This is a genomic window from Desulfovibrio desulfuricans, assembly GCF_024460775.1.
GTDB lineage: Bacteria > Desulfobacterota > Desulfovibrionia > Desulfovibrionales > Desulfovibrionaceae > Desulfovibrio > Desulfovibrio desulfuricans_E.
Map to the genome: position 1 here is coordinate 35,744 of NZ_JANFYZ010000012.1, position 14,960 is coordinate 50,703.

At 59.8% G+C, this 14,960-nt stretch carries 12 protein-coding genes; 9 read left to right on the forward strand and 3 right to left on the reverse strand.

What is annotated here, in order from left to right; genetic code table 11:
* Positions 1 to 6: 6 nt before the first annotated feature.
* Genes NE637_RS12500 through NE637_RS12510 form a run of 3 tightly spaced genes read right to left on the reverse strand, consistent with a single transcriptional unit; the run spans position 7 to position 4,791 of the window.
* A complete protein-coding gene (locus tag NE637_RS12500; protein ID WP_215647926.1) occupies positions 7 to 1,263 on the reverse strand; it encodes a glycoside hydrolase family 57 protein in 1,257 nt (418 codons plus the stop codon).
* A complete protein-coding gene (locus tag NE637_RS12505) occupies positions 1,263 to 2,612 on the reverse strand; it encodes a glycosyltransferase (protein WP_215647927.1) in 1,350 nt (449 codons plus the stop codon). Before NE637_RS12505 ends, NE637_RS12500 begins: the two co-directional genes overlap by 1 nt.
* 10 nt (positions 2,613 to 2,622) lie before the next feature.
* Positions 2,623 to 4,791 carry an amylo-alpha-1,6-glucosidase gene (locus NE637_RS12510; RefSeq protein WP_227119022.1) on the reverse strand — a complete coding sequence of 723 codons (2,169 nt, stop codon included), beginning with the start codon at positions 4,789 to 4,791 and terminating at the stop codon, positions 2,623 to 2,625.
* A 642-nt stretch (positions 4,792 to 5,433) separates the two neighbouring features.
* On the opposite strand from NE637_RS12510, the gene NE637_RS12515 reads away from it, so the two are divergent.
* From NE637_RS12515 to NE637_RS12555, 9 genes are all read left to right on the forward strand, one after another.
* On the forward strand, positions 5,434 to 6,555 hold the full coding sequence (locus NE637_RS12515; RefSeq protein WP_192113273.1) for a branched-chain amino acid ABC transporter substrate-binding protein: 1,122 nt from the start codon (positions 5,434 to 5,436) through the stop codon (positions 6,553 to 6,555).
* Between the two features lie 157 nt (positions 6,556 to 6,712).
* Positions 6,713 to 7,618 carry a branched-chain amino acid ABC transporter permease gene (locus NE637_RS12520; protein WP_022659474.1) on the forward strand — a complete coding sequence of 302 codons (906 nt, stop codon included), beginning with the start codon at positions 6,713 to 6,715 and terminating at the stop codon, positions 7,616 to 7,618.
* Positions 7,615 to 8,583, forward strand: coding sequence for a branched-chain amino acid ABC transporter permease (locus NE637_RS12525; RefSeq protein ID WP_022659473.1), 969 nt, complete (start codon positions 7,615 to 7,617; stop codon positions 8,581 to 8,583). The genes NE637_RS12520 and NE637_RS12525 overlap by 4 nt, the downstream gene beginning before the upstream one ends.
* The gene (locus tag NE637_RS12530) at positions 8,580 to 9,350 is read left to right on the forward strand and encodes an ABC transporter ATP-binding protein (RefSeq protein ID WP_022659472.1); all 771 of its coding nucleotides are present in this window, start codon (positions 8,580 to 8,582) and stop codon (positions 9,348 to 9,350) included. Before NE637_RS12525 ends, NE637_RS12530 begins: the two co-directional genes overlap by 4 nt.
* A 3-nt stretch (positions 9,351 to 9,353) precedes the next feature.
* Entirely contained in the window at positions 9,354 to 10,064 is a 711-nt protein-coding gene (locus tag NE637_RS12535; RefSeq protein ID WP_192113271.1) for an ABC transporter ATP-binding protein, read from the forward strand.
* Between the two features lie 191 nt (positions 10,065 to 10,255).
* Complete coding sequence (locus tag NE637_RS12540) at positions 10,256 to 10,522, forward strand: PxxKW family cysteine-rich protein (protein ID WP_022659470.1); 267 nt, start codon at positions 10,256 to 10,258, stop codon at positions 10,520 to 10,522.
* A 159-nt stretch (positions 10,523 to 10,681) separates the two neighbouring features.
* Complete coding sequence (locus NE637_RS12545; protein WP_215647930.1) at positions 10,682 to 11,923, forward strand: M20 family metallo-hydrolase; 1,242 nt, start codon at positions 10,682 to 10,684, stop codon at positions 11,921 to 11,923.
* Complete coding sequence (mnmG, locus tag NE637_RS12550) at positions 11,916 to 13,862, forward strand: tRNA uridine-5-carboxymethylaminomethyl(34) synthesis enzyme MnmG (protein ID WP_227119023.1); 1,947 nt, start codon at positions 11,916 to 11,918, stop codon at positions 13,860 to 13,862. Before NE637_RS12545 ends, mnmG begins: the two co-directional genes overlap by 8 nt.
* A gap of 37 nt (positions 13,863 to 13,899) precedes the next feature.
* Entirely contained in the window at positions 13,900 to 14,832 is a 933-nt protein-coding gene (locus NE637_RS12555; RefSeq protein ID WP_227119025.1) for a PilZ domain-containing protein, read from the forward strand.
* The last annotated feature ends 128 nt before the right edge of the window (positions 14,833 to 14,960 follow it).

Consider the following 14,960-nt stretch of genomic DNA (forward strand, 5'->3'; position numbering starts at 1 on the left):
ATTGGCTTAAACGGACGCATTAGTGCCGGAACGGAGGCTGTTCTTGCGTGCCCTGCGGGGCTTGAGTTCCTTGCCTGCCAGTTCTGCGGCTTCAAGACGCAGCTCAAAATCTGCCAGCACATTCATATAGGTGATGTAGGCATCATAGGGGCTGTCAAAGGGGCTGGGCCTGTCCTGCCGAGGGCCGGAAAACCACTTGGTGGACATATGCCGGAAATGGTCGGCGGTTTGCAGGCGCTCATAGTCGTGCAGCAGCATCTTGTCGCCGCTGGCGCTCACCCGGGCAGCCAGGCTGTAAAGCGTATGGATGGCGTCTTTCTGCATGTCGTTGCCAAGCCACGAGGTCAGGTCATGGCCGCTTTCTTCCCACGACACGAACTGGGGCACATCCACCTCTCCGGCGGGGGCGCGCTTTCCGGCAATGGAGCCGGGCGTGGCAAACCTGAAGCGGTTGTCGCGCAGCAGGGCCTCGGGCAGGGCCGACATAAAATCGAAGATGCCCGAATCCTGCCCGTGACGCAGACCAAATACATGAAAATCATTGTAAATATTGATTACATCCGCCTTGTCGCCCAGGCTGTGGCACCACGAGGCGAACTTGTCTGCAGTAAGCGGCCAGTCGCTCCAGCCCCTGTCGCCAAAGCGCAGGCCCATGTCGTCAGAAAGGGCCGTATTGCGCAGCAAAAGATTCATCTTGGGGCCGGAAACCGGGCGGTACACCCAGTTGGGGCTGCGCCAGCCAAGCACCTGATCCGCACCCTCGGCCAGCGCGGTTTTAAAACCAAGCTGTTGCAAGGCGGCGGCAAGGTCATTGTTGAACACGCATTCCGTATGCATGAAGGTGGTAGGCTTTTTGCCAAACAGTTTTTTGATGCGCGCACTTTGCGCCTTGACCTGCCTGTCAAATTCCTCGCGTGAATACAAAAAGGCCAGCGAATGCGCCGAAGTTTCGGCGACAAATTCCACGCAGCCCGTAGCCGCGAGAGCGCACAGGCTTTCTGTGACTTCAGGGGTGTACTGCTCAAAAAGATCCAGAGCGGTGCCCGAAACGCACAGCGATACCGCAAACGCGCCTTCATGACGGCGCACAAGCCTGAGCAGCATTTCTGCGGCTGGCAGATAACACAGGCGCGCCGCGCGCAGCATGGTTTCGCAATTGCGGTCATCGTCTTCGTAAACGGAGCTCTGCCCCATATCGAAAACCGTGTAGCGGCGGAACTGGTACGGCTCATGTATATTGAAACACAGACATAGCGCAGGCATCAGTGACCTCCAAGGACATCCCGGTAAATGGTCAGCAATTGGTCGGCGGCATTTTCCCATCTAATGGATTTCATTTCTTCGCGGCAGTTTTTCACCAGTTCGGCGGCAAGGCAGGGGTAACGCAGCACGGCGCAGATTTTGTCGGCCATGTCGCGCGTATCCCAAAAATCAGCCTTGAGGGCGTGCTCAAGCACTTCTGAAACACCCGACTGACGCGAGAGCAGCACCGGCACATCGTAAAGCATGGCCTCCAGCGGCGTTATGCCGAAAGGCTCGGAGACTGAAGGCATGACATAAAGATCGCTGAGGGCGAACATGCGGTCCACATCCTCGCCGCGCAAAAATCCGGCAAAATGGAAGCGCCGCCCCATACGCAACTGCCCTGCCCTGCGGATCAACGCCGGCAGCATGTCTCCGCTGCCAGCCATGAAAAAGCGGACATTGGGATTTTTTTGCAGCACAAGGCGGGCCGCTTCCATGAAGTACTCCGGCCCTTTCTGGAATGTCACGCGGCCGAGGAACAGAACCCGCTTTTCATGCCGTATGCGTTGCGGCACAAGATAGCAGCGCCCTGCCTCGTGCCGCGCAACGGCATTGTGCACTACCACCACCTTTTCGGGTGCCACGCCGTAGCGGTCAATGACGGTTTTTCGGGTCAGACGGCTCACGGCCACCACCACATCGGCGGCATTCAGCCCGGCGCGTTCTATGCCCGCCACCTGTTCGTTGATGTTCAGGCCGCTGCGGTCGTATTCCGTGGCATGAATATGCGCCACCAGCGGTTTGCCCGTCAGCGCCCTGGCCATCATGCCCGCAGGGTAGGTCATCCAGTCGTGCACGTGGATGACGTCAAACTGTTCCTGCACGGCAATGGCCCCGGCCAGACGGCTGTAACGCTGCACTTCGGCCATAAGGTCAGCCCCATAACCGCCGTGCAGTTCAAACGTAATTTCGCCTTCGCAGGCGGTATGGCCCGCATGCGGCGCAAAAGCGCGCGTACTCGCCGCATTGCCTGGCTCCTGACGCAGATTTTCCAGCGCTTCGGCATAGCCCTGCGGCGTGAGGTAGGGAACAAGCGGGCTTTCCACCGGCAGGCAGCGGATGCTGCTGGCCCAGAGTTCATGCCCTGCCTGCGTCATGCTTTCCGCAAGCTGGGCCGCAACCGGAGTGCCGGAGGCCCCCCGCAGGCGCAAAAAACTGTTCTGCCCGCTGCCGCCGTCCACGCGGGGCAGCACAAAGACGATCTCCGCCCCTTTTTTCGCCAGAGCCTGCGTCATGCCAAAGCATGCCGTTCCCAGGCCGCCACTGATATGGGGCGGAAATTCCCAGCCAAACATTAGCACTCGCATGGCTAAACCCTTATTCTTCACTGCCGGGCGCTGACACGCCCAGAGTCATGGTTGCCCTGCATATGCCGGTTTTGTCGCCGGATGCGGGATGGGCCAGACAATGCGCCACCCTCTGCTCCCAATGGGCGTAAACATCCGGCGCGGCCTTTTGCAGTTTTTTAAGCATGCGCAGGCACTCGGCCACGCTCCAGGCCTGGGCTGTGCAGCCGCCGGGATTGTAGGGTGGGGAACCGTCAAACACTTCTGAAATGCTGCCAAGCCCGGCTTCGCAGAGATGCTGACAAAACAGGGGCGTAACCATATCAAGCAAACCCTGAACAGCGCCGTTCATATCCCAGGCCGTGTGCAGCAGTGCATCAGCATAATGGCCCAGCAGCCAGGGCCAGACAGTGCCCTGATGGTAGGCGGCATCGCGGCTCTCGCCGTTGCCTTCGTATCTGCCTTTGTATGCGGCGGCATCAGGGGCAAGGGTGCGCAGGCCAAAAGGCGTGAGCAGCCTGTTGCGCACGCATTCCACAACCTGCGGCTGAAAATCGTCCGCAAGCACGGCATGCGGCAGGGACACGGCAAATATCTGATTGGGACGCACGCTTCGGTCGAGCTGTCCGTTGCGCCACACGTCGCCCAGATAGCCGCCCGCCTCCGTTGTCCAGAAGCGGCGCAAAAACGCATCGCGCATGGCGGCGCGCTGGCGCTCGCCCGTGAGCAGCGGCTCCTGAAATGCGGCGGCAAGGCTGTCGGCAAAGGCAAGGGTGTTGTACCAGAGGGCGTTAATTTCCACAGGGCAGCCGTGCCGGGGCGTAACCGGGCAGCCGTTTACCTGGGCATCCATCCAGGTAAGCTGGGTGTGGGCATCGCCCGCATGCAGCAGGCCCTCGGCATCCACAAAGATGCCCATGCCCGGCCCCTTGCGGTAGCCCTTGATGATGGCTTTCAGGGCGTCCCAGGCATGTTGCCGCGCCCAGGCCAGACCATCGGGAACAGCGGCCAGCACCTGTTGCAGGGCAAAGGCATACCACAGGGACGCGTCCACTGAATTGTAGGCATGCTCGCCTGACTCCGAAAACATGTTGGGCACAAGGCCGTTGCGGATATGCCGCCCCACCTCGGCCAGAACGTGCAGCCCAAACTCTTCGCGTCCGGCGTAAAAGGTCAAACCCGGCAGGCTGATGAGGGTGTCGCGCCCCCAGTCGTCAAACCAGGGATATCCGGCAATCACGGTGGCTCGGCCAGACGGCGTCGTAATGCAGAACTGGTCGCCAGCCTGCGCCAGTTGCCCGGCAAGACCGCCGCCCGCAAGGTGAGCATCGGTGCGGGCGCGGCTCTCCGTCTCCCACAGGGTGCGCAGGTTTTCACCGCAGGCTTCCGTACCAGCCGCCACATACACGTAACCGCCCTGCGGCAACGGCGGCAGAGCTATTTCAAGCGTGCCGGGCATAAAGAGGTCTTCACTGTCGTCAAAACCGCGCTCACGCTCTTCAAAATATTCCACATTGCGGCACCAATCCGGCTCGGCAAAAAAACTGGCAGCGGCATGCGGCCCGCATTTTTCGCTGGTCGCCGCGCCCTCGGCATTTGCAGCCCTCGCGCAAGCCTTGCCGGAATCCCCGGCGGCCTGAATATACAGGGGGGGCAAGCTCTCATATGGGCGAGCTGCAAAACCGCCAGCCACAAGGAGGGTATCCGTTCGCAGGGCCGGGTTTACCCGCGTGAGCGCGTGAACATTGCGGTAGGCAAGCAAAGGCTTGATGCGCAGGGTGAGCGGGGGGATATCCTCCGGCCCGCGCAGTTCATAGCGCAACAACAGCAGGCTTTTATCCCGCGCAAGCAGCACCTCGCGGCTCAGGCTCACTTCGCCCACCCGATAGGTGCTCTGCGGCCACTGATCGAGCTGGAAAGCTTCAAGATACTCGTGCCCGTTGGGATAGAGCGTGCCAGGATGCTGGCGGGTAGAAAAAAAGAATTCCCTGCCGCCGCCGCACACCGATTCCTCAAGGGCAGAGAGCAGCACATGACGGCCGTACGGCGTGTTGACGGCAAGCAGGCCGTGATATTTGCGCGTGTTGCAGCACAAAATGCTGCTGCCGGAGCAGTCGCCCCGTTCGTTGGTGAGCAGCCACTCCCGGTGCAGCGCCCTGCGCGTATTCTGGCAGGCTGCCTTGTCAAAGCTGAACCGCATACGGCCTCCTTGGCGCCCATATGGAGCGCGACGGCGAATGCTGCGGGAAGACGAAGGGCGCAATCGCCGCCTGACCGCCAGACGATGCTGGGCGGCCCAAGTTGCGGCAATGCTTGCGGAAGGGGTACGGCGGAAAGGGCGCAGAGAGAAACTGAAACAGCCGAACCTCTGACCGCGAAAACCGCAACAGAAAAACATTTAAGAAAATAAAGGTGTTCTCTGTTTTTACAGCTTTACCTTACCCCATTATTTTTTGACTGTCGAGCGCGTGCCACTTTTGTTTCCAGTTTTATCGCCTTAGCGATGCACTAAACACGACGTGCTTGTTAGCTGGCTAATATTATATGAAGAATTTGACCAATCTGAAATCATCGTGTGAGCATCGCGTTACAATCGCGCAATTTACCATGGTTGCCTGAACAGGTTCACAATGCTTTGCAGTATAAACACGGCGCATGTACTCACTACTGATTACAACTGCCGCGCAAGCTGTATGGTCATAACGCAGCCCTGCCGCCCTCGCTGGCTTGCGTCTGTTGCGCCAATGCGCGGCCCGGCTGTACTGGGGGCTTTTTCTTTCTTCATTTTTAGGGTACGCTTGTTCGTTGCTCACAATATTTGCATACCTGACGGGGGTAGTTCATGAAAGCACTTGGTCGTTGGCTTGGGGCTCTGGCCCTTACCCTGCTCGTGCCCGTTGCGGCGCTGGCTGGTGACATCAAGGTTGGCCTTATGTGCCCGCTTACGGGCAAATGGGCCTCCGAAGGCCTGGATATGAAGAACATCGTTACCCTGCTGGTTGACGATGTGAATGCCAAGGGCGGCATCAAGGGCCGCAAGGTTCAGCTGGTTGTCGAAGACGACGCGGGCGATCCGCGCACAGCCGCTCTGGCCGCGCAGAAGCTTGCTTCCGCCGGTGTTGTGGCCGTTATCGGCACGTACGGCTCCGCCGTGACCGAGGCCAGCCAGAGCATTCTGGACGAGGCGGAACTGGTGCAGATCGGCACTGGCTCCACCAGCGTGCGCCTTACGGAAAAGGGCTTGAAGCTCTTTTTCCGCACCTGCCCGCGCGACGACGCGCAGGGCAAATCTGCCGCCGAAGCCATCAAGAAGGGCGGCTACAAGGCCGTGGCCCTGCTGCACGACAATTCTTCGTATGCCAAGGGCCTGGCGGAAGAAACCAAGGCAGTGCTTGAAAAAGACGGTATGAAAGTGGTGTTTTACGATGCTCTTACCCCCGGAGAGCGCGACTACACCGCCATTCTGACCAAGCTTAAAGCTGCCAATCCCGACCTCGTGTTCTTTACCGGTTACTACCCGGAAACCGGCATGCTGTTGCGGCAGAAGAGAGAAATGGGCTGGAACGTTCCCATGATGGGCGGCGATGCCGCAAACCATCAGGATCTGGTCAAGATCGCCGGTAACGAAGCCGCCACGGGCTATTTCTTCATCAGCCCGCCGCTGCCGCAGGATATGGACACGCCTGAAGCCAAGGAATTCCTCAAGGCCTTCAAGGCCAAGTACAATACCGTGCCTGTTTCCGTGTGGGCCGTACTGGCTGGCGATGCATTCAAGGTTATTGAAGGCGCGCTTGAAGCCGGCAAGGATACCCCCAAGGAAATGGCCGCATGGCTCAAGGAACTCAAGGGCATGCCCGGTCTTTCCGGCAACCTGGGTTTTGACGCCAAGGGCGACCGCGTGGGCGAGTTCTACCGCACCTACAAGGTTGACGCCACGGGCAACTTCGTTTTGCAGCCCAAGTAATGCGGCGCGGTCATTAGCCGCGCCCATGTTGCACAGATACACGCCCGGGGCATAAACACCCCGGCGAAAAGCGCAATCCCCTTGAGGACGCGTTCATTACGGCGGGCGACCGGTATCCCGGTCGCCCGCCAAATGCCGAGTACCAACGCCGAACATTATGGAACAATTTCTCCAACAGCTTTTGAACGGCCTAGCCGTGGGCGGCATCTATGCGCTTGTGGCGCTGGGCTACACCATGGTGTACGGCGTGCTCAAGCTCATCAACTTTGCCCACGGCGACCTGTTTACCATTGGCGCCTACCTGGGGCTTACCCTGCTTGTCAGCTGCAATATGGCGGGCGCGCTCAATCCCTTTTTGGCTGTAGCCGCCGTTTTTGTCATGGTGGCCCTGCTGGTGGCGATTATTGGCTTTTTGCTTGAGCGTACGGCATATCGCCCACTGCGCAACGCCAATCGCCTTTCCGCCGTGGTTTCCGCCCTTGGCGCATCCATATTTTTCCAGAACGCGGTCATGCTGATCTACGGCGCGCGCTTCTACGTGTACCCCGACTATCTGCGCCCCGACTTTACGGTGAGGATGCTCGGCCTTGAAGTGCCCGGCGTGCGCCTGCTGGTCATCGCGGCCAGCGTTGTGCTGATGCTCGGCCTCTGGGCCTTTATCCAGCGCACGCGCACAGGCGCGGCCATTCGCGCCGTGGCCATCGACCCCGGCGCTGCGCAGCTTATGGGCATCAATGTTGACCGCATCATCTCGCTGGTCTTTCTTATCGGCCCCGGCCTTGGCGGCGCGGCTGGTCTGATGGTGGGCATCTACTACGGGCAGATCGACTTTACCATGGGCTGGTCTTACGGCCTCAAGGCCTTTACCGCCGCCATCCTGGGCGGCATCGGCAACATCCCGGGCGCCATGCTGGGCGGGCTTTTGCTCGGCGTTATCGAAGCCCTTGCCGCAGGCTACATAGCCATTGCCTGGAAGGACGCCATCGCCTTTCTGGTGCTCATTCTCATTCTGATTATCCGCCCCACCGGCATTCTGGGCGAGCGCACGGCGGACAAACTATGAAAAAACTTCCGTGCAACTTTGCCGTGTATGCGGCTGCGGGCCTCTTTTTGTGCGCGTTGCCGCTCTTTTGCAACGCCTACTGGCTTGACGTGTGCGTGAGCATTGGCCTCTACGCCCTGCTGGCCCTTTCGCTCAACGTCATTCTGGGGCAGGCGGGCATATTCCACATGGGGCACGCCGCCTTTTTTGCCGTGGGTGCCTACACCACCGCCATCCTCAACACGGTCTGCCATTGGCCCGTGCTGTGGGTTATGCCTCTCTCCGGCGCGGCGGCGGCTATCTTCGCCCTTATTGTGGCCCGCCCCATCATCCACCTGCGTGGCGACTATCTGCTGATCGTCACCATCGGCATTGTGGAAATTGTGCGCATTGCGCTTATTAACGATGTTTTCGGCCTCACAGGCGGCGCCAACGGCATTTTCGGCATCAGTCGCCCCATGTTTTTTGGCTTCAAGATCGTCAAGAGCCTGCAGTTCTATTTTCTGGTCTGGGGCATGGTGGGCGTGAGCCTGCTGCTGTTCTACGGCCTGTGGCATTCCCGCTTTGGCCGCGCGCTGAACTTCATCAAGGAAGACGATGTGGCCGCAGAAGGCTGCGGGGTCAACGTCACCCATTACAAGCTGGCGGCCTTTGTGCTGGGTGCGTTCTGGGCGGGCATGGCTGGCACGCTCTATGCCGCCAAGATGACAACCATTGCGCCGGAATCGTTCAACTTCATGGAATCCGTGATCATCTTTGCGGTGGTCATTCTTTCCGGCGGCAGCCAGCTTGGCGTGCTTATCAGCGCGTTTCTTTTCATCGGCCTGCCCGAAGTGCTGCGCGAATTTTCCAATGCGCGCATGCTCATCTTCGGCCTTGCCATGATGGTCATGATGGTCTGGCGACCCCAGGGCCTGTTGCCCCCGAGGCAGCGGCGCTACAAGGTTGCTGCGCCGCCAGCAGCCAGTGACGGGAGGCCCGCATGACCCTGCTGCGCCTTGAAGAAATGAGCAAGATGTTCGGCGGCCTGATTGCCCTGAACGATCTTACCTTTGATGTGGACGCTGGCAGCATTGTGGGGCTTATCGGCCCCAACGGCGCTGGCAAGACCACCGTGTTCAACTGCATAACCGGCAACTATACACCGGAGTCGGGCCGCATCTTTTTTGACGGCAAATCCATTGCCGGACTGCGCCCGCACAAGGTGGTGGAACTGGGCATCGCGCGCACGTTCCAGACCATCCGCCTCTTTGGCCGCCTTTCTGTGCTGGAAAACGTGCTGGCCGGACGGCACTGCCGCATGAAATCCGGTCTGATATCGTGCATGCTGCACACGCCGGGTCAGCGCGAGGAAGAAAAAGCCGCCGTTGCCCGCTGCATGGAAGAGCTGGAATTTGTGGGCCTTGCCGACCGCTATACCGAGGCCGCAGGTGGCCTTTCTTACGGCAACCAGCGCCTGCTTGAGATAGCCCGGGCACTGGCCTCCGACCCGCGCCTCGTGATTCTGGACGAACCCGCAGGCGGCATGAACGATCAGGAGACCGCCGCCCTGGTGCATACCATCCGGGCTATCCGCGACAGGGGCATCACCGTGCTGCTCATTGAGCACGACATGCGCTTGGTGATGAAGATTTGCGAAAAACTGGTGGTGCTGGAACACGGCACCATGATTGCCCAGGGCAAGCCCGAAGACGTGCGGCAGGATCCCGCCGTCATTGAGGCTTATCTGGGCGCAGACGACGAAAAGTGGTAAGCCATGTCCCTGTTGCAATTGTCTAATGTGCGCGTGCGCTACGGCAGTGTTGAAGTGCTGCACGGCATCGACCTGAGGGTGGACGAAGGCGAAATCGTCACCATTCTCGGGGCCAACGGTGCGGGCAAAAGCACCACCTTGCTCTCCATCAGCGGGCTGGTGCGCCCCTTTGAAGGTGAAATCCTCTTTGAAGGGCAAAACCTGCTGAGCATGCCGAGCCACAAGGTCGTGGGCCTTGGCATTGCCCAGTCGCCCGAAGGGCGGCGTGTTTTCGGCATCATGAGCGTTCTGGAAAATCTGCGCCTCGGGGCATTCTGCATTGAGGACAAGGCCCGCCGCGAGCGCACGCTGGAATGGATTTTTGATCTTTTTCCGCGTTTGCACGAACGCAAGGATCAACTCGCGGGTACGCTTTCCGGCGGCGAACAGCAAATGCTCGCCATAGGCCGCGCCCTCATGGCCGAGCCGCGCCTGCTGCTGCTGGATGAACCCTCGCTGGGCCTTGCCCCGCTGCTGGTGCGCTCCATCTTTGAAACCGTGCGGGCCATCAACAAAAAAGGCGTAACGGTGCTGCTGGTGGAACAAAACGCCCGTGCGGCGCTGAAACTGGCCACGCGCGGCTATGTGCTTGAAGTTGGCAGCGTGGTCATGGAAGACCGGGCCGAAAACCTCCTTGCCAATGCCAGCGTGCGCGAGGCCTATCTGGGCGGCTAGCCAGACCGGCGACTGTTTTTTTACAAGCGGCCGCAATAGCACGAGGTTCCCGCACCGCAAGCCGGCTGAAAAATTTTCCACTTCTTTTACTTGACAGAAAATTGCTTTCAACTATATTTTTCCATTCCAACGCGGCGGCCATTCCGCCGTTATTTTAGCAATACGGCGCTGCTGCGCATGGAGGTTTTGCTATGACCCCTCTGGAAAAAGCCACCAAAACCGCTGAAGGCGTGGTGGTCAACGGTTTTGTTCTTTCCCCGGTGGTTGAACAGTGTTCTGGCTGTGACCGCGTGCGCGAATTTGAAGGCGAAGAGTTCTGCTCCAGCTACCCTGTCCCTGCCAAAAAGTGGACTGCTGGCCGTTGCAACTTTGCCACGCACGTGAAGGCCTCTGTTGCCGCTGCCGCCAAGGTCAACCCTTTGAAGGCGTCCAAGCGCGCCGCCAAGGGTGGCCGCTAGGCCAACCAGGCTTACATCGGTTCCGACATGCCGCTGGCGGTCAGTTTGCGATTTTATCGCAACAGGCCGATTCAACAACGGTCATGCCGGGGCTGAAGACTTTTTCAAGGGGCTGCGCGAGCAGCCTCTTGCGCGTTGTAACGCCATACGGGAAACCCCATGTTCAAGACACTCGACACCTTGTTGCGCGGGCTGGCCGGGCGAGAAGACCGCGTTGCGGAGCTTCAGGCCGTGCTTACGGCATGCCAGGCCCTTGGCCCGGACAACGGCGGCCAGGGCGAAATGGAAAAGGTGCGCTGCATCACCAACTGGCTCAAGGCCTGCGGCGTAACCGCCCTTTCACGCGTTGACGCGCCGGATCCGCGCGTTACCGATGGTCAGCGTCCCAACCTTGTGGCCCGCATCCCCGGCAAAAGCAGCCGCACTCTGTGGCTTTTCGGGCATACGGACGTGGTGCCTCCGGGCGACCTCGCAGCCTGGACCAGCAACCCCTGGCAGGTGCGCCGCGATGGCGATTTTCTGTACGGACGCGGCGTGGAAGACAACCAGCAGGCCATAGTCAGTATGCTGCTGCTGGCGGAAGAAGTGCTCTCCCAGGGCATTACCCCCGAGCTTTCACTGGGTCTTGTTTTCATGGCTGATGAAGAAACCGGCAGTCTTTACGGCCTGGAGCATCTTCTCAACACAGCCCCGCACTTTTTTAATCCCGATGATCTCTACATCGTGCCGGACGCCGGTTCGTCCAAGGGCGATGTCATCGAGATCGCAGAAAAAAGCCAGCTCTGGCTCAAGGTGCAGACCACGGGCATCCAGTGCCACGGCTCCACGCCGCAAAAGGGCCGCAACGCATTTCTGGCAGGGGCGGACATGGCCCTCTCGTGCCACAATGCCCTGCGCTCCGCCTTTGCCGATGCCAATCCCCTGTTTGACCCGCCATATTCCACCTTTGTGCCGGGCAAACACGAAGCCAATGTGCCGAACATCAACACAGTTCCAGGCAATGATGTTTTTTACATTGACTGCCGCCTCCTGCCCCATGTGGATATGGACAGCGTGCTTGCAAAGATGCGCGAAGTGGCCGCCGAAGTGGCGGAAAAGCACACCGTGCAGATACAGGTGAGCGTGGTGCAGCGGCAGGACGCCACGGCCATACCGCAAACAGGCACCGTTGTTACAGCGCTCAAGGCCGCCATCGCCCGCATTTACGGCGTTCAGGCGCAGGCCGTGGGCATAGGCGGGGCAACCGTTGCGGCATTTTTGCGGCAAAAGGGCCTGCCCGCCGCCGTTTGGGGCTGCCTTGAAAACACCTGCCACCAACCGGACGAACGCTCATCCATCACCGCTACCATCAAGGATTCGCAGGTGTTTGCCCACATCCTCATGAACGCAGCCCATGTCTGATTCCATATTTGACTGTATTGTCGCGGGCGGCGGCCACGCTGGCAGCGAAGCCGCCGTGGCCCTGGCTCGCATGGGGCACAATGTGCTGCTCATCAGCGGCAACCTTGACCGGCTGGGCTACCTCTCGTGCAACCCCGCCATCGGCGGCCTGGCCAAGGGACACATGGTGCGCGAAATTGACGCCCTTGGCGGCATGATGGGCCTGTGGGCCGATGCTGCGGGCATACAGTTTCGCGTGCTGAACATGAGCAAGGGGCCTGCGGTGCGGGCCACACGCGCCCAGATCGACCGCGAGGCCTATCAGCGCGTGCTCAAAAAAACGCTCTACAACACGCCCGGCCTGCGCATCTGGCAGGATTCCGTGGTGGACGTGACCACCGATGACGGCCGCGTCACTGGCGTGCGCACGGCTCAGGGGCTGACCTTTGCAGCGCGCCATGTGCTGCTGACCACGGGCACCTTTCTGGACGGACGCATCCACATGGGCCTCACCAATCTGCCCGGCGGCCGCCTGGGCGATGCCCCGGCGCTGGGCCTTTCAGACAGTCTGCGCAGCCTAGGCCTGACCCTTGGCCGTCTGAAAACCGGCACCACGCCGCGTATCCTCAAATCATCCATCGACTATTCCCAGCTGGAAGAACAGCCGGGCGACACGCCGCCCCCGGGCTTCAGCTTTCACGGCCCCGGCCCGGCCCTGGAACAGGTGTCGTGCCATGTGACGTGGACAAACGAACGCGCGCACGAAATCATCCGTAGCGGTTTTGACCGCTCGCCCATGTTCACGGGCGTCATCAAGGGCACTGGCGCGCGCTACTGTCCTTCCATTGAAGACAAGGTGGCCCGTTTTCCGCACCGGGAGCGGCACCAGATATTTCTGGAGCCGGAGGGACTCAACAGCGCGGAGGTGTATGCCAACGGCATTCCCACCAGCCTGCCCCTTGATGTGCAGCTCGACATGGTTCACGCCCTCAAGGGGCTGGAAAACGCTGTGGTGCTGCGCCCCGGTTACGCCATTGAATATGACTACGCCAACCCCATCCAGCTGCGCCCCACCCTTGAAACCAAGGCCGTGCCGGGATTGTGGCTTGCAGGGCAGATCAACGGAACGTCCGGCTACGAGGAAGCCGCAGCGCAGGGCCTGTGGGCCGCGTTGAACATCTCGTGCGCCATGCGCGGTCTTGCCCCCTTTACGCCGGGGCGCGATCAGGCCTATATGGCTGTGCTTGTTGATGATCTTGTCACACTCGGCACTCAGGAACCCTACCGGATGTTCACCTCGCGCGCGGAGCACAGGCTGCTGCTGCGCGAAGACAATGCCGATACGCGGCTGACCCGGATTGGCCGTGAACTTGGCCTTGTGAGCGACGAACAGTGGCGCGCGTTTTGCATTAAACAGGAAGCCGCCGAACGTTTCAGGGGATATCTGGGCAAAAAACGCATACCCGGACACAAGTTGCCCGAGGATGCGCCCGAGGCCCAGTTGCCTGTAGGCAAAACTCTGGCAGAAGCCCTGAAACGCCCGGATGTTGACCTGGACTCGCTTGAAGCCATGCTGACCGCGACCCAACACGAAGCGCTGGCCGAAACCGGGGCTGATCTGGCGGCTGCCAGAGCTGCCGCCGGAACCGGCGCCTGTGAGAGCGTGCAGACAGAAATCAAGTATGAGGGTTATCTGGCACGTCAGCGCGAACTTATCGCGCGCTCGGCCAGGCTTGAGGCAACGGCCTTGCCCCCGCAACTCGATTATGCCAAAGTAGCTGGGTTATCCCATGAAGTGGTAGAAAAACTGGACAGGGTGCGACCTTGCAGCCTTGGGCAGGCCGGACGGATATCCGGCGTAACCCCTGCGGCGGTTGCATGCCTGGAGGTTCACCTCCACAAACTTGGATTGCTGCGCCCTGAAAAATACCCCAATGGCGCTGCTGCATCCCCGCAGTGAGGGATGACGCCACACAACTGTTGACACCGGTGAATCTATGACGGGCACCCAACTTCTTATTGTTGTCGGCATTCTGCTTGCGGCGCTTTGCGCCACGCTCGTCTCGGTCAAAGGCCGGTTGCAGAGCATGCGCCACGCGGCAAAGCGTGCGGAGATCATCCGCCGCATGCTTGAGACTGCGCAGGCGCAGAACGAAATATTCGACCTTAATGTTGAGGAACTCCACAACAGCAAGGGCATGGCCGGCACCCTCGTCAGGATACTTTCCACGCAGCTTGAGATGGAAGTTCTTTCCTATGTATCACGCGAGCTTGAAGGCACCCCGGTGGAAGTATTCTTTCGCGCCACCCTGCCCGAAGGCCCCTCCTTTTTTAAATTCCAGGCACAGATTCAGCAGGTAAAGGGCGCGTATGACAAATCGCGCCTTCTCCTTTCCATGCCCAAGGATATAGACGCCGGGCAAAAACGCCATTTCATCCGCGTTAAACCGCCCAAGGATCTGGTGCGTGTTATCGGCGTGTGGGAGATGGACCCCGCCAAGCCCATGCCCCGCAACACGGCAGAAATTGGCAGACCCCTGCTGCATTATAAATCCGGCATGGAAAACGAGCTTGTGCAGGTGGCCGACATTTCCGCCACGGGCATGGCTCTGCGCTTTCCTGCTGAATCGCTGGAAGACAAGCCAGTTGACCTCGACAAAGGTTCCCAGTTACTTTGTCTCATCATCTATCAGATGAGCAAGGAAGACCGCGTGGTCACATTCTGGTGCACCTGTGACGTGCTCAATATCCGCATGCAGAAAGAGCCCACCCCGGCCCTGGTTCTGGGAACAGAATTCAGCAACTGGGCGGTTCTGGAACAGGGCAAGGCCGATATCAACTGGTTCCACAGCACCCCCAAGAGCGGTGTTTCGCCCATTACCCAGTGGGTGATGCAGATGGATATCCAGCAGCGCAAGCTGACTGGCTAGGGCAAACTATCTTTGAATAACGTGCTGCCTGGGTCGGATTTTGAAATCATCCGCTCAAGGCAGGAAAATTCTGCCGTGGCGGTTGCACCGCAGGCAAACGCGCGCGGCGCGTAGTGAGTACGCCAACC